This is a genomic window from Aquabacter sp., assembly GCF_965279295.1.
Taxonomy (GTDB): Bacteria; Pseudomonadota; Alphaproteobacteria; order Rhizobiales; family Xanthobacteraceae; genus Aquabacter.
The window spans coordinates 89,298-109,329 of sequence record NZ_CBDIHQ010000006.1 but is presented as its reverse complement, the minus strand read 5'-3'; the positions used below and the strand labels follow the sequence as shown (position 1 = coordinate 109,329).

At 67.2% G+C, this 20,032-nt stretch carries 21 protein-coding genes; 10 read left to right on the top strand and 11 right to left on the bottom strand.

All coding sequences use genetic code 11. The features are described from left to right. Nucleotides 1–5: 5 nt before the first annotated feature. Both rsmD and ADADO0_RS01985 read right to left on the bottom strand, forming a co-directional pair. Nucleotides 6–554 (bottom strand): 16S rRNA (guanine(966)-N(2))-methyltransferase RsmD, encoded by a 549-nt coding sequence (rsmD, locus tag ADADO0_RS01990; protein ID WP_511303404.1) that lies wholly within the window; start codon nt 552–554, stop codon nt 6–8. Nucleotides 555–1,659: 1,105 nt separating this feature from the next. Further along, nucleotides 1,660–3,096 carry a pseudouridine synthase gene (locus tag ADADO0_RS01985; protein WP_511303403.1) on the bottom strand — a complete coding sequence of 479 codons (1,437 nt, stop codon included), beginning with the start codon at nt 3,094–3,096 and terminating at the stop codon, nt 1,660–1,662. A gap of 207 nt (nt 3,097–3,303) precedes the next feature. On the opposite strand from ADADO0_RS01985, the gene ADADO0_RS01980 reads away from it, so the two are divergent. From ADADO0_RS01980 to ADADO0_RS01970, 3 genes are all read left to right on the top strand, one after another. Further along, entirely contained in the window at nt 3,304–3,732 is a 429-nt protein-coding gene (locus tag ADADO0_RS01980) for a nucleoside deaminase (RefSeq protein ID WP_511303411.1), read from the top strand. Between the two features lie 102 nt (nt 3,733–3,834). Next, entirely contained in the window at nt 3,835–4,398 is a 564-nt protein-coding gene (locus ADADO0_RS01975) for a DUF4337 family protein (RefSeq protein ID WP_511303402.1), read from the top strand. 98 nt (nt 4,399–4,496) lie between these two features. After that, entirely contained in the window at nt 4,497–5,480 is a 984-nt protein-coding gene (locus ADADO0_RS01970; protein WP_511303401.1) for an SLAC1 anion channel family protein, read from the top strand. Here the strand turns inward: ADADO0_RS01970 and ADADO0_RS01965 are convergent. Both ADADO0_RS01965 and purD read right to left on the bottom strand, forming a co-directional pair. After that, nucleotides 5,473–6,366: an alpha/beta fold hydrolase gene (locus ADADO0_RS01965; RefSeq protein ID WP_511303400.1), complete on the bottom strand. Its 894-nt coding sequence runs from the start codon at nt 6,364–6,366 to the stop codon at nt 5,473–5,475. The genes ADADO0_RS01970 and ADADO0_RS01965 overlap by 8 nt on opposite strands. A gap of 29 nt (nt 6,367–6,395) precedes the next feature. Further along, entirely contained in the window at nt 6,396–7,652 is a 1,257-nt protein-coding gene (gene purD / locus ADADO0_RS01960; RefSeq protein ID WP_511303399.1) for a phosphoribosylamine--glycine ligase, read from the bottom strand. 127 nt (nt 7,653–7,779) lie between these two features. Between purD and xseA the strand changes: the two genes are divergently transcribed. Both xseA and ADADO0_RS01950 read left to right on the top strand, forming a co-directional pair. Beyond that, nucleotides 7,780–9,345 carry an exodeoxyribonuclease VII large subunit gene (gene xseA / locus ADADO0_RS01955; protein WP_511303398.1) on the top strand — a complete coding sequence of 522 codons (1,566 nt, stop codon included), beginning with the start codon at nt 7,780–7,782 and terminating at the stop codon, nt 9,343–9,345. A gap of 70 nt (nt 9,346–9,415) precedes the next feature. Further along, nucleotides 9,416–9,646 (top strand): DUF2093 domain-containing protein, encoded by a 231-nt coding sequence (locus ADADO0_RS01950; RefSeq protein WP_511303397.1) that lies wholly within the window; start codon nt 9,416–9,418, stop codon nt 9,644–9,646. On the opposite strand, the gene lpxK is transcribed toward ADADO0_RS01950, so the two are convergent. The 7 genes from lpxK to ADADO0_RS01915 all read right to left on the bottom strand — a co-directional run bounded on the left by lpxK (nt 9,643) and on the right by ADADO0_RS01915 (nt 15,481). Next, complete coding sequence (lpxK, locus tag ADADO0_RS01945) at nt 9,643–10,641, bottom strand: tetraacyldisaccharide 4'-kinase (RefSeq protein ID WP_511303396.1); 999 nt, start codon at nt 10,639–10,641, stop codon at nt 9,643–9,645. The two genes, ADADO0_RS01950 and lpxK, sit on opposite strands and share 4 nt — an antisense overlap. Next, a complete protein-coding gene (locus ADADO0_RS01940) occupies nt 10,638–11,909 on the bottom strand; it encodes a 3-deoxy-D-manno-octulosonic acid transferase (RefSeq protein WP_511303410.1) in 1,272 nt (423 codons plus the stop codon). The genes lpxK and ADADO0_RS01940 overlap by 4 nt, the downstream gene beginning before the upstream one ends. A gap of 17 nt (nt 11,910–11,926) precedes the next feature. Continuing rightward, complete coding sequence (locus ADADO0_RS01935) at nt 11,927–12,628, bottom strand: lysophospholipid acyltransferase family protein (RefSeq protein WP_511303395.1); 702 nt, start codon at nt 12,626–12,628, stop codon at nt 11,927–11,929. Nucleotides 12,629–12,800: 172 nt separating this feature from the next. Continuing rightward, nucleotides 12,801–13,046 (bottom strand): DUF4170 domain-containing protein, encoded by a 246-nt coding sequence (locus tag ADADO0_RS01930; RefSeq protein ID WP_511303394.1) that lies wholly within the window; start codon nt 13,044–13,046, stop codon nt 12,801–12,803. 30 nt (nt 13,047–13,076) lie between these two features. Beyond that, a complete protein-coding gene (locus tag ADADO0_RS01925) occupies nt 13,077–13,919 on the bottom strand; it encodes a 3'(2'),5'-bisphosphate nucleotidase CysQ (RefSeq protein WP_511303393.1) in 843 nt (280 codons plus the stop codon). A 71-nt stretch (nt 13,920–13,990) separates the two neighbouring features. Beyond that, nucleotides 13,991–14,959, bottom strand: coding sequence for a 4-hydroxybenzoate octaprenyltransferase (ubiA, locus tag ADADO0_RS01920; protein WP_511303392.1), 969 nt, complete (start codon nt 14,957–14,959; stop codon nt 13,991–13,993). A 9-nt stretch (nt 14,960–14,968) separates the two neighbouring features. After that, a complete protein-coding gene (locus ADADO0_RS01915) occupies nt 14,969–15,481 on the bottom strand; it encodes a hypothetical protein (protein WP_511303391.1) in 513 nt (170 codons plus the stop codon). Between the two features lie 354 nt (nt 15,482–15,835). Here ADADO0_RS01915 and ADADO0_RS01910 point away from each other — a divergent pair, with 354 nt between their 5' ends. From ADADO0_RS01910 to ilvC, 5 genes are all read left to right on the top strand, one after another. After that, nucleotides 15,836–17,596: an acetolactate synthase 3 large subunit gene (locus tag ADADO0_RS01910; RefSeq protein ID WP_511303390.1), complete on the top strand. Its 1,761-nt coding sequence runs from the start codon at nt 15,836–15,838 to the stop codon at nt 17,594–17,596. An 84-nt stretch (nt 17,597–17,680) separates the two neighbouring features. Continuing rightward, nucleotides 17,681–18,196, top strand: a complete 516-nt coding sequence (ilvN, locus tag ADADO0_RS01905) for an acetolactate synthase small subunit (protein WP_511303389.1) — start codon at nt 17,681–17,683, stop codon at nt 18,194–18,196. A gap of 75 nt (nt 18,197–18,271) precedes the next feature. Then, nucleotides 18,272–18,613 (top strand): AbrB/MazE/SpoVT family DNA-binding domain-containing protein, encoded by a 342-nt coding sequence (locus ADADO0_RS01900; protein WP_511303388.1) that lies wholly within the window; start codon nt 18,272–18,274, stop codon nt 18,611–18,613. Then, on the top strand, nt 18,594–18,935 hold the full coding sequence (locus tag ADADO0_RS01895) for a type II toxin-antitoxin system PemK/MazF family toxin (protein WP_511303387.1): 342 nt from the start codon (nt 18,594–18,596) through the stop codon (nt 18,933–18,935). The genes ADADO0_RS01900 and ADADO0_RS01895 overlap by 20 nt, the downstream gene beginning before the upstream one ends. 40 nt (nt 18,936–18,975) lie before the next feature. After that, nucleotides 18,976–19,995: a ketol-acid reductoisomerase gene (gene ilvC, locus ADADO0_RS01890; RefSeq protein WP_511303386.1), complete on the top strand. Its 1,020-nt coding sequence runs from the start codon at nt 18,976–18,978 to the stop codon at nt 19,993–19,995. The last annotated feature ends 37 nt before the right edge of the window (nt 19,996–20,032 follow it).

Genomic DNA, 20,032 nt, shown 5'->3' with positions numbered 1-20,032 from the left:
AGCTCTTAAGCGCCCAAAAAGGTCAGTTCCGTCTCGTCATACCGGCGCTGTTCGAGCACATCGAAACCGTCCGGAGGAATGAAGGCGCCGGCCTTCTCCTCCACCACCACCAGGGCCTCGGGCGCCAGCCATCCGCCGGCCCGTGCCGAGAGAAGCGCCACCTCCGCCAGCCCCTTGCCATAGGGCGGGTCACAGAAGACCAGCGAATAGGCATCCCCCGCCGGGCAATCGCCGAGCCGGGTGGCGTCACGCCGGAAAATGCGCGTTGCGCCGGTGAGGCCCATGGCTTCCACATTCTCGCGGATCAGCGCGCGGGCCTCGACTGCCTCCTCAACGAAAAGCGCGAACCGTGCGCCGCGCGAGACCGCCTCAATGCCCAGCGCGCCGGTGCCCGCGAACAGGTCGAGCACGCGGGCATTATCCGCTGCATCGCCATAGGCATGGGCGAGCACGTTGAAGAGGGCTTCACGAAGCCGGTCCGATGTCGGCCGGATGGCCGAGGAGGTCGGGCTTTTCAAAGCCCGTCCCTTCAGGGTGCCGCCGACGATGCGCATCGCCGCACCTCAGCCCCGCGTGCGCGGACCGGCCGGCTTGCCGCCGCGCGGTGGGCCGGAGCGTTTCGCGCCAGCACCTTTGGGGCCAGAGCGGCCGGGAGCGCCGCCCTTGGGGCCGCCGCTCTTGAAGCCGCCAGGCTTGAAGCCAGCGGACTTGGGCCGCTCGCTGCGCGTGCCCGGCCTTTGTCCTCCACCACGGGGGCCATCGCTCCTTGGCCCGTCGCTCCTTGGTCCATCACTCCTGGGGCCGTCCCCCCTAAAGCCGCCGCTCTTGAAGCCGCCGCTTTTGGGCCGATCTGACCCTGGCCGATCCGATCTGGGTCGATCACCGCGCGGACCATCGCCGCGGGGTGCGTCACTCCTGAAGCCGCCCTTGGCACCGGGGCCACCACGGCCACGCGGGGCACCCTCGTCACGCGACGGGCGCTCCGAAAAACCGACCTCGCCACGGCTGTCGTTGCGGTGCTTGCCGCCGCCTTTCGGGCCGGTGCTCGCGGGCCGGGGACCTGATCGGCCCCGGCGGTCCTCACGCTGGCTTTCCGGGACGCGCGCCCCCCCCGGGGGCGGAAGCCTTCGCGCGCACCCTCTTCGCGACGCGGCGGGCGTGAAACGTCCCCGTCCGCCCGCATCATCCTCACGGCCTCTTGGCCGGAAGCCTTCGCCACGGGGACGGAAGCCTTCGCGGCTGCCCTCTTCGCGGCGCGGTGGGCGTGCGTCACCGCGTCCGCCGGCGTCATCCTCACGGCCCCTCGGCCGAAAGCCCTCGCTGCGCGGCCGGAAGCCTTCGCGGCTGCCCTCTTCGCGACGGGGCGGGCGTGCATCGCCGCGTCCGCCAGCGTCATCTTCCCGGCCCCTCGGCCGGAAACCCTCGCTGCGGGGACGGAAGCCTTCGCGACTGCCCTCTTCGCGGCGCGGCGGGCGTGCGTCGCCGCGTCCGCCGGCATCATCTTCCCGGCCCCTCGGCCGAAAGCCCTCGCCGCGCGGGCGGAAGCCTTCGCGGCTGCCCTCTTCGCGGCGCGGCGGGCGTGCGGCGCCATGTCCGCCGGCATCGTCTTCCCGGCCCCTCGGCCGGAAACCCTCTCCGCGTGGCCGGAAACCTTCGCGGCTACCCTCTTCGCGGCTGGGCGGACGGCCCTCGGTTCGTCCTCCCGGACGGCTGTCCGGCCGCTCGCTGCGGCGGAAATCCTCGCGCGCATCGCCCTGCGGGCGCGGGGCCGCGCCGCTCACCACGACCCTCGAAGTCGCGGCCTCCGGCACCGGCCGGCTTGTGGCTGCGCGGGCGCTCCTCGAAGCGACCATCATCGCGTCGGGCGCCGGGGCCGGGCCGCTGGCCGGGACCGCCAGCACGCGGCGGGCGATCACCGCCGCGCTCGAACCGGCCGCCCGAGTCTGGACTCCCCTTGCCGTAGCCAGCACTGCGCGCCGGACGTTCCTCCTCGCGGGGCGGGGCGACCACGCGCTCCACCTTGATTTCGCGTCCCTTGCGGTCGGCGACCGTGCCACGGCTTTCCAACTCGCGATCGGGGTCGGCGCGGCGGCTGCGAATGCGGAACGTGGCGGTTTCTTCCTCAGGACCTGCGGGATGGCGGGCGCGGGCGCGGCCTTCCGGCTCACGCTCCTGCCGGCGCGGGGACCGGGCGGGACGGCGGGTATCGTCCTCGTCGTCCAGGCGGCGGACCTGCCGGGGTGGTTCGTCGTCGATCGGATGGTCCACCAGAGGCCCATCGAAATCCGCGCCTGACGCGGCGGTGATCTCGTCGCCGATCTGGTCGCGCAGGACGCGGGTGCGCACCTCCTCGATGCCGTTCTCGCCGATTTCGCCGAGCTGGAACGGGCCGAAGGAGACGCGGATCAGGCGGTTCACCTGCAAGCCAAGGGCGGAAAGGACGTTGCGAACTTCGCGGTTTTTGCCTTCGCGCAGCGCCACAGTGATCCACACGTTCGCGCCTTGCGCCCGGTCGAGCGTCGCCTCGATCGGGCCGTACTCGATGCCCTCGACGGTGATGCCCTTGAGCAGCGCATCGAGCTGGGCCTGGTTGATCTCGCCCTTGGCGCGCACGCGGTAGCGGCGCAGCCAGCCGGTTTCCGGCAGTTCCAGGGCGCGTGCGAGGCCGCCGTCATTGGTGAGCAGCAGCAGGCCCTCGGAATTCAGATCGAGCCGGCCGATGCTGACGAGACGCGGCAGGCCCTTGGGCAGAATCTCGAATAGGGTGGTGCGCCCCTCGGGGTCGTGGTTGGTCGTCACCACGCCCTTGGGCTTGTGGTAGAGGAACAGGCGGGTGCGCTCGCGCTCAGGCAGCGGCGCGCCATCCACCTCGATGGTGTCTTCGGGGGTCACCGTGTTCGCGGGGCTTTCCAGGATGACGCCGTTGACGGCGACCCGGCCGGCGACGATCCAGTCCTCGATTTCCCGCCGCGAGCCGAGCCCGGCGCGCGCGATAACCTTGGCGACGCGCTCGGCGTCCTTCTTTGCGGGAGCGATCACGCGTTTGTCGCGCGGAACGCGGTTCTTGTCCTTGCGGGGCGGCAGTTTGCTGGGCATGGGATGGGCGATAGCACGAACCTTTCGTGGGTGCGAGGTGAAGCACGCAGGTCGCGCCGTGCCAGATCGCGCGCAGCACCGGGCCAAAGTCGCGCGCAAGCGGGAAAAATGCGTGCTCTAATCCCGATTTGAGGGGTGGATTCGCCGCTGCCGCCTGATAGGGCAGGCCGGCGCAGGTTTCGGGGCGGTGGATTGAGCGAGACTTTCATGCAGATGGCGCTGGCCGAGGCCCGCGCCGCCGCCGAACGGGGCGAAGTGCCGGTGGGTGCCGTGCTGGTGCGCGGCTCCACCGTGATCGCGCGCGACGGCAACCGCACGCGCGAACTCACCGACCCCACCGCCCATGCCGAAATGATTGTGGTGCGCGCCGGCTCCACCCTGCTCGGTGCCGAGCGGCTGCTGAACTGCGATCTCTATGTGACGCTTGAGCCCTGCGCCATGTGCGCGGCGGCCATCTCCTTCGCCCGCGTGCGGCGGCTCTATTACGGCGCGCCGGACCCCAAGGGTGGGGCGGTGGAAAGCGGGCCGCGCTTTTATTCCCAGCCCACCTGCCACCATGTGCCCGAAGTCTATGGCGGCATCGCCGAGCGCCAGGCGGCGGAGGTATTGCGCACCTTCTTTCGGGATCGCCGCTAAGGCACGGTGCACGTCTGACGTTCCGTCACCATTCCATCCCTCCCATTTCACCCCCTAATCTCCCCCGCGAAGCGACGAGAATCGCCGCAGAGGGGGCGATCTATGGAAATCGAGATCAATACCGACGGCAAAACCCATTCGCTGAACCGTGCCGTCGCGATCACGGTGGTGTTTCTGTCGGTCTTCATGGCGGTCGCGAAGATCAAGGACGACAATGTCGTCCAGGCCATGCAGGTGGCCAAGGCCGACATCGTCGACACCTGGAACGAGTATCAGGCGGCGCGTCTCAAGCTGCACATGAACGAGCAGACCGGAGAGATTCTCAGGGTCACCGCCGCCACGCCGCCTTCCGCCGAGGTCACGGCCAAGCTGGCGGCCATCGAGGCGGAGAAGGGGCGCTATCAGACCCGCTCGGACCAGTTGGCGCAGAAGGCCAAGGATATCCAGGCGCTCTACGACGACATGAACATGCATGACGACCAGTTCGACCTCGCCGATGCCGCGCTTGCCATCGCCTTGTCGCTCGCCGCCGTCGCCGCCCTCACCAGCGTCTGGTGGCTGATGTTCGTCGCTTGGGGCTTCGGTGGGTTCGGCTTCGGCATCGGCCTTGCCGCCTTCCTCGGCTCGAGATTTCACCCAGACTGGCTGATCAGCCTGCTGACCTGAAATCACTGTCCGGCAGTCGAGCCCGCCTGATAAAGCAGGCATCGGTTCCAAAAGCGGACGCGTGATTTCGCGAACCGCTCCCAGGATTGAAGACCCCCATGATTGCGACACCTTCCAAACGCGCGCCGGTGCGCCTCACGCATCTGCCGCTCGCCCTGTTCGCGGCGCCCATGGGCATCGGCGGCACGGGCCTCGCCTGGCGCGCGGCGGTGTCGGTTCTGGGCGTGCCGGCGCTGATCGGCGAAATCCTTCTGGGGCTGACGATCCTGGTGTGGGTGCTTGTCGCAGGACTGCATCTGGTTCGCGTGGTGCGCACGCCGCTGGCGCTGATGGCGGACCTTGCTCACCCCGTGCGCTCGGCCTTCGCGGGCGCCGTGACCATCGGCCTGATGATCATTTCGGGCGGCCTGTTTCCCTATGCGCCGACCTTTGCCACGGGGATCTGGCTCGGTGCCATCGTGCTGCATCTCGCCATCGGTGTGTGGACGGTGCGTGGACTGCTGACCCGGCCACGCGAGATCGCCGCCCTGACGCCGCCTTTGCTCATTCCGCTGGTGGGCAACATCATCGCCCCGGTGTTCGGGGTGCAGATGGGCTACGAGAACCTGTGCTGGGTGCTGTTCGGGGTTGGCGGCCTGCTCTGGGCCATGATCCAACCTTTGATTCTCGCCCGCATCGTCACCGGCCCGGCCTTGCCGGAGGCCCTGAAGCCGACCCTGGGCATTTTCCTCGCCCCTTCGGCGGCGGGCACCATCGCGCTTGCCCAACTCACACACGGCTTCGGCCCTGGCCCGCTGATCCTGCTGGGGCTGGCCGGCTTCATCGTCGCCGTGCTTGCGACCCTCACGCCGAATTTCGCGCGCGTGCCCTTCGCCATGTCGTGGTGGGGCTGGACTTTCCCCACCGGTGCGTTCGCCACGGCGATCGTGATGCTGGCAAAGGCTCATCCCGATCTTTGGCTGCTGGCATTCGCCTGGATCACCCTTATTGCGGCCAGCGCGATCCTGATCCTGGTGAGCCTCGGGACTCTGCGGGCCGCCTGGAACGGCAAGCTGCTTCAGAAGGAGGGCGCTGCTAAATGAGGAAGCCCTTCAGCGCCTCAAGCACCGCATCGGGCGCCTCCTCGCAGAGATAGTGGCCGGAGGGGATGGGCGCCCCCTGGAGCTTGGTGGTGAACGGCTTCCACGCCTCCAAAGGCCCGGCGCTCACCGACCCATGGTCGCCCCACAGCACCAGAACCGGGCACTCGATGACCCGGCCGGCGGCAAGGTCTGCCTCATCGTGGATGAAGTCCACGGTAGCGCCAGCGCGATAATCTTCGCAGGCGCCGCGGATATGATCCGGAGAGGCGAAAGCGGCGCGGTAATGGGCGAGGGCGCGCGGGTCGAACACCGCCAGCCCCTTGCCGCCGCTCCAGCCCGTCAGTGTGGTGTCGATGAAATAGCGTGGGTCCTTGCCGATCATCGTCTCCGGGAAGGGATGCGGCTGGGCGAGGAAGGTCCAATGGTAGGATTTCAGCGCCCGCGCCCTGTCGAGCCCCCGCCATGCGGTATGGGTGGGGGCGATGTCCAGCAGCACCAGTTTGTCCACCCGCCCCACATGGTCGAGCGCGAGGCGGTAGCTCGCGCGCCCGCCCCGGTCGTGGCCCATGAGCGAGAAATGCGCGTGGCCGAGATGCTCCATCAGCGCAACCATCGCCTCGCCCATCGCCCGCTTGTTGTAAGGAGCATGGTTCGGGCCTGGTGCCGGCGCCGCGCTCCAGCCGTATCCCGGCAGGTCGGGGATGATGACGCGGTGGGTCTTCGCCAGCGTCGGCGCCACGCGGTGCCACATCGCGCCGGTCTGGGGGTAGCCGTGCAGCAGCAGAAGCGGCGGCCCGTCCCCGCCGGTGCGCGCGAAGATGCGGCCGGCCGGCGTGTCGATATTGTGCGCGTCGAAGCCGGGAAAGAGATCGGCAAGATCGGCCATGAGGTATCTCCCTGCAGCGCGCGTTTGTTTTATTTGAGAGCGCGCCAGCCTATGTCGTTGCGATAGAAGCCTTCCGGCCACTGGATCTTGGCGGCGGCTTCATAGGCTCTGTCGCGGGCCTGCTGGAGGTCTGCGCCAACGCCGGTGACGTTCAGCACCCGCCCGCCGTTCGAGACCAGCTTGGCGCCGGAGCGTTTGGTGCCCGCCTGGAACACCAGTACGCCCTCGGTCTCGCCCGCCGTCTGGATGCCGGAGATTTCCGAGCCGGTCTGGTGCGCACCGGGATAGCCCCGGCTGGCATAGACCACCGAAAGGGCGGTTTCGCTTGACCATTCCACGCGTGCATCCGCGAGCTTGCCGTGGGCGGCTGCGTCCAGCAGGGGCAGCAGATCGCTTTTCAGGCGCGGCATCAGCACCTGGCATTCGGGATCGCCGAAGCGGCAATTGTATTCCACCAGCTTCGGCCCGGCGGTGGTGAGCATCAACCCGGCATAGAGAATGCCGCGATAGGGCGCGCCGATCGCGACCATGGCCTTGGCGGTGGGCACCACGATCTCGGCGATGGCGCGGGCTTCCAGTTCCGGCGTCAGCACCGGGGCGGGAGAATAGGCGCCCATGCCGCCGGTGTTGGGGCCGAGGTCGCCGTCGAACGCGCGCTTATGGTCCTGGGCGCTGCCGAAGGGGAGGACAGTCTCGCCGTCCACGAGGCAGAACAGGCTTGCCTCCTCGCCCTCCATGCATTCCTCGATCAGCACTTCCTGGCCGCCGGCGGCGAACACGCCCTCCACGGCGGCCATCGCCTCCTCCACGGTGAGGGCCACCACGACGCCCTTGCCGGCCATCAGTCCGTCCGCCTTCACGACGATCGGCGCGCCTTCGGCGTGGATGTGGGCGGCGGCGCCCTCAAGGGTGGTGAAGCGGCCGAACCCCGCAGTGGGGATGCTGTATGTCTTGCACAACTCCTTGGTGAACAGCTTGGAGCCTTCGAGCCGCGCGGCGGCGGCGGTGGGGCCGAAGGCGGCGATGCCGGCTTCCGCGAGCCGATCCACCAGCCCCGCCACCAGCGGCGCCTCGGGGCCGACGACCACAAGGCCGATGGCGTGCTCGCGGCACCATGTCACCAATTGGTGGTGGGCGGAGAGGGGAACGCCTTCCACCACTTCCGCGATGTCGGCAATGCCGGGGTTGCCGGGCAGGGCGTAGAATTGACCCATGGCCGGGCTCTGCGCGAGCTTCCAAGCCAAGGCATGTTCACGGCCCCCCGAGCCGAGCAGCAGCACATTCATCCGCGTTCCTCCCGTAGAAACCGCTATCGGCTTGCTCGGCTTCAAACAAGGGGGCAGGCATTGCGCTCGCCGCATAAGGGGGGATCGGGCTATGCTTAGACCTCCTATCCCAACAGCCTATGAGTCGATGCCCGCTGCCCCTGACGCCCGCCCCAATGCGCCCGAATGGACCGTTTCCGAGCTTTCCGGCGCGCTGCGCCGGACCGTGGAGGATGCCTATGGCCATGTGCGGGTGCGCGGCGAGATTTCCGGCTATCGCGGGCCGCACTCCTCCGGCCACGCCTATTTCTCGCTGAAGGACGAAGGCGCGCGGCTCGACGCGGTGATCTGGAAGGGCAATTTTGCTCGCCTCAAGGTCCGGCCCGAGGAAGGGTTGGAGGTGGTGGCGATCGGCAAGCTCACCACCTATCCCGGCAAGTCCGGCTACCAGATCGTCATCGAGTCCCTGGAGTTCGCCGGCGCCGGCGCCATCATGGCCATGCTGGAGGAGCGCAAGCGCCGCCTCCAGGCCGAAGGGCTGTTCGACACTGACCGCAAGGTGCCGCTCCCGTTCCTCCCGTCGGTCATCGGCATCGTCACCTCGCCCACCGGCGCGGTGATCCGCGATATCCTCCATCGGCTGGCGGATCGGTTTCCCCGGCGCGTATTGGTGTGGCCGGTGCGGGTGCAGGGCGAGACCAGCGCGGCGGAAGTCGCCGCCGCCATCCGCGGCTTCAATGCCCTGCCGCCCGGCGGGCCGGTGCCGCGCCCCGACCTCCTGATCGTCGCGCGGGGCGGCGGATCGCTGGAAGACTTGCTCGGCTTTTCCGACGAGGCGGTGGTGCGCGCCGCCGCCGAGAGCACCATTCCGCTGATTTCGGCCGTAGGCCACGAGACCGACGTTACGCTGATCGATTTTGCCGCCGACATGCGCGCGCCCACGCCCACGGCCGCCGCCGAGATGGCCGTGCCGGTGCGCGCGGAATTGCTCGGCGCAGTGCGGACCTTGCACGGGCGGCTTGCCGCCGCCCCCGCGCGCCTGCTGGAGCGGCGGCGCAGCGACCTGCGTGCCCTGTCGCGCCTGTTGCCGGCGGCCGACGCGCTTTTGGCGACGCCGCGCCAGCGGCTCGATACCGCGTCCACCCGCCTGCCGCGCGCGCTCCGCACCAATGCCAGTGCCCATCGCATCCGCCTGCAATCGGCGCGCGGACGTCTCTCTCCCGCGATCCTGCGGGGCCGGCTGGAACGTGGCTTCGATCGCACGCGCCAATTGGGGTTGAGCCTTAGCCAGGCCACAGGCCGGCAGATGGAACGGCGGGCGGATCGCCTGAACGCCGCCATCGCCCGGCAGGCCGCGAACATCCGCGCCCAAAGTGCGCATCTCCTGCGCGGTCGCGCGCGGCTCAAGGAGCTGAGCGCGCGCGGGCTGCGCGGAGTGAAGGTCACGCTGCGCGAGCAGACGCGGCAGCTTCAGGGTGCGGTGCAGCTTCTTGAGGCGCTATCCTATCACGGCGTTCTGGCGCGGGGCTTCGCCTTGGTGCGCGATGCGTCAGGGCGGGCGGTGCGCGGCGCCGGGGCAGTTTCGCCGGGGCAGGGGCTGGAATTGGAGTTCGCGGACGGTCGGGTTGCGGTGGTGGCGGCCGGCGGTAAGCCGGCGCCACGCCGGGCGGCACCGCCGCCGAGCCAGCCGACATTGTTCGACACCGCCGATTGAGCGGTGCCCTTTCCCCGGGCGCGCCGAGCCGATATCCTGGCGCGAAGGTTTCAGCGAAGCGTCGGCGCAGATGAACAGATTTGAACGGTTTCCCGAAGCGGGCGGCGAGGCCCTCGTGCGCTATCTGGACGGCGAATTCCGGATTTTGCGTCCGGGCGCTTTCGTGCGCTGCGCCGTGACCGGGCAATCCATACTGCTTGACGAACTGCGCTATTGGAGCGTCGATCTCCAGGAAGCCTATGCCGACCCCGAAGCCGTCCTGGCGCGGGTGCTTGAGCATCAGAAGAAAGCCGGCGGCTAAAAGCGCGCCGCTGCCCGTGCTTCCGCCAGATCGATCAGGCGGTCCAGCATCCCCATGTCGTCCAGTTCCAGCCGCACTGGCAGCACATGGATATATCTCCGCGCCTCGGCGAAGTCCGGCGGGGAGAGGCGGGCCATGTCCTTGGTGGTGGTCACCAGCCTGAGATTTCCCACAAACGCCTGCTCCAGCAGCCGCTGGATATCGGCGAGGGTGTAGGCGTGGTGGTCAGGGAAGGCGCGGGTTTCGACCAGGATGGCGCCGATGTCCCGCAGTGTCGCGAAGAATTTTTCCGGTCGTCCGATGCCGGCGAAGGCCAGCAGCTTCTGCCCGCGTAGCGCGTCCGCCACTGTTGGGTCCGGCAGCAGGCGTGCGCGCAGCAGCGGCTTGCCGGCGGAGGGCAGTGCGGCACCGGGACCCACCACCAGCAAAGCGTCCGCTTGGTCGAGTTGATCCGCGAACGGCGCCCGCAGCGGTCCGGCGGGGAGGACGCGGCCATTGCCGATGCCGGCGGCACCATCCAAAACCAGAACGGCTGCGTCTTTCACCAGCGATGGGTTCTGGAAGCCGTCGTCCATCACCACATGGCTCGCGCCGCTGTCCAGCGCCAGCCGAGCCCCCGCGACGCGGTCGCGCGATATGATAGTCGGCGCGGCCTGCGCCAGAAGCAGCGCTTCGTCCCCCACGGCCCCGGCATCATGAAGCGCGGGATCGACGATTAGCGGCCCCGCCTCGCGGCCGCCGTGGCCGCGCAGCAGGGCAAACGGACGGGCGCCGCGTGCCTTGAGGCGCGCCAACACCGCCAACGCCGTGGGTGTCTTGCCGGAGCCGCCGACCGTGGGATTGCCGACGCAGATCACCACCACCGGCACACCCGTGCCCGGCCGCGCCATGCGCCGCAGCGTGATTGCCCCGACCACGGACCCGAACGGCGCGAGCAGGGTTCCCGCCAGGGATTGGGGCGCCGACCAGAAGCGGGGCGCGCGGGCGAAGATCATCGGGCGAGGCGGATTTGGGCGAGATAGGGCTCGATGGCCGCCAGCGTCCGGTCGAGCGCGCCGCCCAGCGCCTCGGTGGTCTGCCGCGCCGCCTCCGCAGTGCGGGCGTGAAGCTCTTTATCTAGGAATTGCGCCAGCACATGGTCCGCGAGGCTGTCGGCGTCGGTCACCAACGCTGAGCCGCCATCGGCATCAAGGCGGGCATAGAGCGCGCCGAAATTCCAGACATGGGGCCCGTGCAGCACCACGGCGCCGAGCTTTGCCGCCTCAATCGGTGTCTGCCCGCCATGGCGCACCAGGGAGCCGCCGACATAGACCACCGGAGCAAGCCGATAGAACACGCCCAGTTCGCCGATGGTGTCGGCCACATAGATTTCCGTGCCAGCGTCCGGCAGCAGGCCGGCGCTGCGGCGCACGGCGGGCAGGGCTGCCTCGTCCGCGAGCTTGCGGATGTCTTCGCCGCGCTCGGGATGGCGGGGGGCGATGATGGTCAGCAGGCCGGGGATTTCATCCCGCAGCATGCGGTGCGCCTCGATCACCACCTCGTCCTCGCCGGGATGGGTGGAGGCGGCGAGCAGCACCGGCCGCCCGCGGACGGCGCGGCGCATGCGCTCCAGCGTCTCGGGATCGGCGGGGGGCGGGGGCACGTCGAACTTGAGATTTCCCGCCACCTGGACGCGCGGCGCGCCCAGGGCCTGGAATCGCTGGCTGTCGTCGCGGGTCTGGGCGAGGCACAGATCGACACGGGACAGGAGGTTTCGGGCACTTTTCGGCAGCTTGGCCCAGCGCTGGCTGGAGCGGCTGGAAAGCCTGCCGTTCACCAGCACCAGCGGCGTTCCGCGCCGGCCGAGTTCCCCCATGAGGTTCGGCCAGATCTCCGATTCCGCCAGCAGCGCGAGGTCAGGCTTCCAATGGTCGAGAAAGCGGGCGACGAACCGGTGCGCATCCAGCGGGATGAACTGATGCAACAGGCCAGGAGGGCCGCGCCGCGCCGCGATGCGGCCCGAGGTGAGCGTGCCCGACGTGAGCAAAACGGAGAAGCTGCGCTCCATCAGCCGCTCGATCAGCGGCATCACCGAGAGCACCTCTCCGACGCTGGCGCCATGCACCCAGATGAGCGGACCCTTGGGGCGGCTCAGGCTGGCGATGCCGCGCCGCTCAGACAGCCGCGCCCGGTCTTCCTTGCCCTTGCGCACGCGATAGCCGAGCCAGGCGGGCGCGAGGAGCGTCGCGACCGATGTGACGCCGCGATAGAGCCGCAGCGGCATCGTCACGGCGGCCCCCCTCATCGCGCGGAGCCTCCGCGCCCCACCAGTTCCTCAGCCCGCGCCGTCACGGCTTCGAGCCGCTGCTGAAGCAGGGCGCGCGCGGCCTGGAGCCCAGCCTGATCCACGTCCTTATCTACCCAGATCGGCTCCCCGGCCACCGCCGCGCCGATACCGAACGGCAGGTGCAGGCTGGCGCGGTCCCAGCTCTTGAGGAGGATGCGGTTGCGGGTGGCCATGGCGACCGGGAGAATAGGCCGTCCGGAATGGCGCGCAATCGTCACGACGCCAAGGCCCGCGCGGCGGGAAATCTTCGGCACGTCGGCCGTCATGGCCACATTGATGCCCTCGGCCAAGGTGTCGATCAGGCCATAGGTGGCGGAAACGCCGCCCTTGCGGTGAAAATCGCGCGGCGAGGTCGCCCCGGAGCCCCGGATGGTGCCGACCCCCAGCCGCTCGGCGGCGATAGCGTTGATCTCCGCATCCGCATGGCGCGAGATCAGCACCTTCGCCTTGTGATACGGCTTCATCATGAACGGGGTCAGGAAGTGCTGGCCGTGCCAGAAGGTGATGATGGCCGGCAGATTGGCATCGATCTGGTCGTAGATATCCAGCGGCTCGACCTTGAATCGCGTGGTGTGCGCGACCAGCCAGAAATAGCCCGCGAACGTGTTTCCGGCAGCCAGTTGTAAGGCGCGATTGGTGCGCACGCGACGCCACATTCTGAAACGATACCTTGCTTTATGGCGCGATCCTGCCCTGCGGCCGCGCTTCTGTTGGTCTCAAATGCATACCGGCGCAGAGCCGCTCGGCCCCGCGCCGGTTACGCTGCGTCGCTGATTATAACGTCAGCGCGCGTGATCGTCAGTGGGTGCGATCTTCGCCGCGGAATCGTTAGTGTTCATGGCCCGTCTCGGGGTCCAGCAGTCGGTGCATATGGACCACGAAATAGCGCATCATCGCGTTGTCGACGGTCAACTGGGCCTTGCCGCGCCAAGCCGCCGAGGCGGTGGCATAGTCGGGAAAGATGCCGACGATGTCGAGCTTGGTGAGATCCTTGAACTCGGTCCCGCCGAGTTCCTTCAGCTCTCCGCCGAAGACAAGGTGGAGCAGTTGCTTGGGTTCGGATGAAGTGGTCATGGTGGCCAGCGATCCGCGGTTGGTGGGCGATCAAAAGGCGCCGAACTCGTCCTGCGCGAGGGCGAGCATGGGCTGGTGAAGATTCGGCCCGGCACAGACCAGCGGCCGGTGGCGGGGAACACGGACATTGTATACTGGTACCGCGCCATCGTAACCCGTCAGCGCGCCACCTGCTTCATTTACCAGAAGGTCGGCGGCGGCAATATCCCAGTCGTGGCAGTTGCCCGAGGCCAGGGCCAGATCCAGTTCGCCGGTGGCGACGCGGGTCAGGCGCAGGGCGAGCGAACGCACGCGCGGCATCCGCACCAAGCCGGTGGTTCCAGCAATTCGGTCGAGCATGAAGGGCGGGCCGGCGATGCGCGCGCCCTTGAGACCGGCATGACCGGAGGCGGTGATCGGCGTGCCGTTGCGCTTCGCCCCGCGTCCTCGGATGGCGAAGAACATCTCGTCCGTCACCGGCGCAAACAGGGCGGCGACGATGGGCCGCCCGTCTTCCACAAGTGCGGCGGAGACCGCCCAGTCCGGTCCGCCGTCCATGAAGGCACGGGTGCCGTCAATGGGATCGACCATCCAGACCCGCTTGCGGGACAGGCGGTCCTCATTGTCTGCGGTTTCCTCGGAGAGCCAGCCGTAATCCGGGTCGATGGCCGCGAGCTTTTCGTAAAGGAAGCGATCGACCGCGATGTCCGCCTCGGTGACGGGGGAATCGTTGTCCTTGTTCCAGGTTTTGATCTTGGTGCGGAACATGGCGAGGGCGATCGCGCCCGCCGCCGTCACCGCATCGGCAAGATGCCGCGCGACCGTATCTAGGGGCGCGAGGGCCGGCTCAATGGCCGAGGCGCCGGATGCGGTCTGCGGATCGAGTTGGCTCATCATTCAAGGCAATAGTGTGCGGCGCAGCAAGAGGCAAGCGTGCGATGCCAAGCGGGTTGGCGCCGGATGACTCAGATCATGCCGGTGCCGACCGCGTGCTGAAGCAGGGTGTCGGTGGCCAAGCCGGCGAACAGGATCAGACCGGCATCGCGGTTCGACTTGAACAGCTCCAGGCATTTCCCGCCGTCATGGATGTCGAGAAATTTCACCTGACGATAGAGCATGTAGGCGAACCCGGTCAGCCCGAACGCCGAGAGCAGGCCGGCGCCAGCCGAGGTGAGGGCAAGGCCGAACAGCACCACGGTGGCGATATAGGAGAGGGCGAGCGGCAGCCGGCTGCGCTCCCCGAACAGCAGGGCCGTGGAGCCGACACCCACCAAGGCGTCGTCCTCCCGGTCCTGGTGGGCATAGATGGTGTCATAGCCGAACACCCAGCACACCGAGCCCGCGAACAAGAGCAGGGCAGGGTCCTCGATGCTGCGGAAGACGCTGGCCCAGCCCATCAGGGCGCCCCAGGAAAAGGCAATGCCGAGGATCACCTGGGGCACTGAGGTGACGCGCTTCATGAGCGGGTAGACCGCCACCACGCCCAGCGAGGCCACGCCTGTGACAACGGCGAAGCGCGGCAGGCAGAGCAGGACAACCAGCCCGATCAGGATCTGAAATGCCAGGAAGGCGAAGGCGGCTTTCAAGCTCACCTGTCCGCTGGCCAGCGGGCGGTTCTGGGTGCGGGCGACCTTGCGGTCTATATCGCGGTCGAGAATGTCGTTCCAGGTGCAGCCCGCCCCGCGCATGGCGATGGAGCCAACGGCGAACAGCAGCAGGAGAACGGGGTCCGGGTAGGCGCGCCCCGCCGCGATGGCGGCCAGCGCCGTGGACCACCAGCAGGGCAGCAAAAGGAGCCAACTGCCGATGGGCCGGTCGGCCCGCGCGAGGCGCAGGTAGGGGCGAAGGGGGGCAGGCGCGAGGCGGTCAACCCAATTTCCGGCGCCGGCATCAGCCACCGGCGGCGCGGCGCCCTCGGTCCCCCAACGTGTCACGCGTGCACCTCAGCGCTTCAGCGCGTTGCCGTTGAGGGTGTCGAATACGCCGCCGCCGGTCGAGCTTTGACCGGGCACATAGCCCGTTGTGACGCCGAGCGCACTGGACATCGAGCCCTGGGGCGGGGGCTTTCCGCCACCCGCGCCCCCGGCACCGCTGGCGGCGGCCGCGCAAACCTTGTCGCGCAGTGCGGAGGATTTCTGATTGCTGTCCTTAGCCTGCGCAATCGCCTGATCGGGAATCTGGCACCACTCCTTATTGTCGGAGAGGTACTTGGTCAGTTTGCCCTCGGCGGCTGTATAGGCGCGGAACAGCGGGCAAAGCTCCTGCGGACTTGCCTTTTTCTTTCCGGCCGCTTGCAGCGCCTTGCCCTTCTCTTCCATCTCGGTGCGGATGGTCATGAAGTCGGTCTGGCAGTCGGCGGCGCGCGTCACGGTGATGCCGGACAAGGTTCCCGCCCCGAGGGCAAGGAGGGTCAAGGCCGTCGCCGAAGCGCGCTGGATTCGAAAATTCAGCGACATGGTTGGTTTCCGCAGCGTCCTATTAGAGCAACTCTCCCTTACAGAGACCTGCAAGATAGGGCAATATCACGGCAGAGCCGCACATTTGTAAAAACCATGTCGCGGCCGCTTGACGGAGATTTCGCGGACCAGTAGGTTCGCGCAACTTTTGAAAGAGCCAGCGGTTCAATGCGCAAGATCGTTACCATTCTCGTACTTAGGAGCGCCACCATCGGAACGGCCTGACAGGCCGGTGTCGAGGATGGTGGCGTGTGACGAGGGGCCCTAGGGGCCCCTTCGTCGTTTCTGGAGCCGAGTTTTCGCAGTGGATTTTGAAAATGGCGGGCAGGCAAGGCCCCGCTAGGGAGAGACGGGATGAGCAAGGAAATGACCGGCGCCGAAATGGTCATGCAGGCGCTTGCGGACCAGGGCGTGGACCACCTGTTCGGCTATCCCGGCGGCGCGGTGCTGCCGATCTATGACGCGCTGTTTCACCAGAACAGCGTCGAGCATATCCTGGTGCGGCATGAGCAGGCGGCGGTGCACGCGGCCGAAGGCTATGCCCGCTCGTCCGGCAAGGTCGGCGTGGTGCTCGTGACATCCGGCCCCGGTGCGACCAACGCGGTCACCGGCCTCACCGATGCGCTGATGGATTCGATCCCGATCGTCTGCATCACCGGGCAGGTGCCCACCCACCTGATCGGCAACGACGCGTTCCAGGAATGCGACACGGTCGGCATCACACGGCCCTGCACCAAGCACAATTATCTCGTGCGCGACGTGAAGGACCTCGCCCGCGTCCTGCACGAAGCTTTCTATGTCGCGCAGAACGGCCGGCCCGGCCCGGTGGTCGTCGACATCCCCAAGGACGTTCAGTTCGCCCTCGGCATGTATGTCGGCCCGGAGAATATCGAGCACAAGACCTACAAGCCGAAGCTGCGGGGCGACGCCGACAAGATCGAAGCGGCGGTCAAGATGATCGCGTCCGCCAAGCGGCCGATCTTCTACACCGGCGGCGGCGTGATCAATTCGGGGCCGGAGGCGAGTCGCCTTCTGCGCGAACTGGCGCGGCTCACCGGCGTTCCCGTCACCTCGACCCTGATGGGCCTGGGCGCCTTCCCGGCGGCCAGCCGTCAGTGGCTCGGCATGCTCGGCATGCACGGCACCTATGAAGCCAACATGGCCATGCACGGCTGCGACGTGATGGTGTGCATTGGCGCGCGCTTCGACGACCGCATCACGGGCCGTATCGATGCCTTCTCGCCCGGCTCGAAGAAGATCCACATCGACATCGACCCGTCCTCGATCAACAAGAACGTCAAGGTCGACCTGCCCATCATCGGCGACTGCACCCGCGTGCTGGAAGCCATGGTGAAGGTGTGGCGCGACAGTGATCTCTCCATGAACCGCGAGGCAATGGACGGGTGGTGGTCGCAGATCGACCGGTGGCGCGGCCGCAACAGCCTCGCCTACAAGGCCTCCGACGAGATCATCAAGCCGCAATACGCCATCGAGCGCCTGTATGCGGCGACCAAGGACCGGGATGTCTACATCTCCACCGAGGTCGGCCAGCACCAGATGTGGGCGGCGCAGTTCTTCCGCTTCGAGGAGCCGAACCGCTGGCTCACCTCCGGCGGTCTCGGCACCATGGGCTACGGCCTGCCCGCCGCCATCGGCGCGCAGATCGCCCACCCCAAGGCACTGTGCGTGGATATCGCGGGCGAAGCCTCGATCCTGATGAACATGCAGGAGATGTCCACTGCCATTCAGTTCAATCTGCCGGTGAAGATCTTCATTCTCAACAACCGCTACATGGGCATGGTGCGCCAGTGGCAGGAACTGCTGCACGGCGGGCGCTACTCGCAATCCTATTCGCAGGCGCTGCCCGATTTTGTGAAGCTGGCTGAGGCTTACGGCGGCGTCGGCATGCGCTGCGATAAGCCGGGAGACCTGGACGCGGCCATCGCCGAGATGATCGCGGTGGACCGTCCGGTGATCTTCGACTGCATCGTGGACCAGCAGGAAAACTGCTTCCCCATGATCCCCTCGGGCCGCGCCCACAACGAGATGATCCTCGGCGACATGGCGATCGATCTCGACGATGCGATCACGGACGAAGGCAAGATGCTGGTGTGATCTCCGGCCTGCCTGACGCGCCATCGATCCCCCTCTCCCGCTTGCGGGGGAGGGCACCACTTTCTCACCTTCCAGAGACCCCCCATGTCCCATCCCATTGAACGTACCGAACGCCATACGCTGTCCGTCCTGGTGGACAATGAGCCGGGCGTGCTGGCGCGCGTCATCGGCCTGTTCTCGGGCCGCGGCTACAATATCGACAGCCTCACCGTGTCCGAGGTGAGCCACGAGACGCAACTTTCGCGCATCACCATCGTCACCACCGGCACGCCCATGGTGATCGAGCAGATCCGCAACCAGTTGGATCGCCTGGTGCCGGTGCACCGGGTCAGCGATCTCACGGTGGAAGCGGCCTCGGTCGAGCGCGAACTGGCGATGGTTAAGGTGCGCGGGACCGGGGACGCGCGCAGCGAGGCACTGCGCCTTGCGGAGGCTTTCCGTGCCCGCGTCATCGACGCCACCACCGAGAGCTTTGTGTTCGAGATCACCGGAAAGACCGACAAAATCGACCAGTTCGCCGTGCTGATGACCCCGCTCGGACTGGTGGAAGTGTCGCGGACTGGCGTCGTGGCCATTTCCCGCGGCCCGGAGGCCATGTGAGGCTTGCGTTGTCGAGGCTTTGCTTCGTCAAGGCTTGCCTCGGCAGCTTCGTGTGGATATACCGCCGGATATACATTGGGTGAGGTTCAGGCCGTGAAGGTCAAGGTCGCGAAATGGGGCAACAGCGTCGCCGTGCGGATTCCCAAATCCGTCGCGGACGATCTCGGCTTGCGGCCGGGCTCGATAGTGGACCTTGAGCGCAATGGAACGATGGTGGCGATTCATGCCGAGCCCAAGGTCAAGATTCCGCGCTATCGCCTGGAAGATCTTGTCGCGGAGATGAAGAGGCTAGGGCCGCAAGACGAGTCCGAGACCGTCGAGTGGGGGCCTGACGTTGGTGACGAGATCATCGACGACGATTATTCGCGTGGTGTTTTGAAGCCGGTCAAGGACGACAATGCCACTCGCCGCCGGTGATATTGCGTGGGTCGAGCTCGACCCGGTTCTTGGAACGGAGCAGGCGGGTCGGAGGCCCGCCCTGATCGTTTCTATGAACCTTTACAACGAGGTATCGCGCAGGGTCATAGTTTGCCCGATCTCATCGCGACTGAGGGACTGGCCTTATAACGTGACTTTGCCGGACGGTATCCAAACCAAAGGTGCAGTCCTTGTCGATCAGTTAAGGACGCTGGATCACGCGGCCCGGGTGTTCGACGTCATCGAGCGGGCGCCGGCATCTGTGCTCGCCGAGGTCCAGGGGCGACTTGCCACCATACTCGGGATTCCCGTTTCAGTCTGATTTCCAACCCGTACAAAAAGACGCCCAACAGGAGAGAATGATGCGCGTTTACTACGATCGCGATGCCGACCTGAACCTCATCAAGGGGAAGAAAGTCGCCGTCGTCGGCTACGGCAGCCAGGGCCATGCCCATGCGCTCAACATGCGCGACAGCGGCGTCAAGGACGTGGTCGTCGCGCTTCGCCCCGGCTCCGCCACTGCCAAGAAGGCCGAGGCCGAAGGCTTCAAGGTCATGAGCCCGGCGGATGCCGCCAAGTGGGCCGACGTGGTCATGATGCTGACCCCGGACGAGCTGCAGGCCGACATCTACAAGGAAAGCCTTCACGACAACATGAAGAACGGCGCCGCCCTGCTGTTCGCCCATGGCTTGAATGTCCATTTCAATCTCATCGAGGCCCGCAAGGATCTCGACGTGCTCATGATCGCCCCCAAGGGTCCCGGCCACACGGTGCGCTCGGAATACCAGCGCGGCGGCGGCGTACCGACGCTCATCGCCATCGCCCAGGATTCCTCGGGCAATGCCCATGACCTCGGCCTCAGCTATGCCAGCGCCATTGGCGGCGGCCGCGCCGGCATCATCGAGACCACCTTCAAGGAAGAGTGCGAGACCGACCTGTTCGGCGAGCAGGTCGTCCTTTGCGGCGGCCTCGTGGAGCTGATCCGCGCCGGCTTCGAGACCCTGGTCGAGGCGGGCTATGCCCCCGAGATGGCCTATTTCGAGTGCCTGCACGAAGTGAAGCTGATCGTCGACCTCATCTATGAGGGCGGCATCGCCAACATGAACTACTCGATCTCGAACACCGCCGAGTTCGGAGAGTATGTGACCGGCCCGCGCATCATCACCCCCGAGACCAAGGCGGAGATGAAGCGGGTGCTCACCGACATTCAGTCGGGCAAGTTCACCCGCGATTGGATGCTCGAGAACAAGGTCAGCCAGACCTCGTTCAAGGCCACCCGCGCCAAGGCCAACGCCCACCAGATCGAGGAAGTCGGCGAGAAGCTCCGCGCCATGATGCCCTGGATCAAGGCCAAGGCCCTGGTGGACAAGACCAAGAACTGAGGTTTTCCATCCTTTGGGATGGAGCGATCGGGGGCGC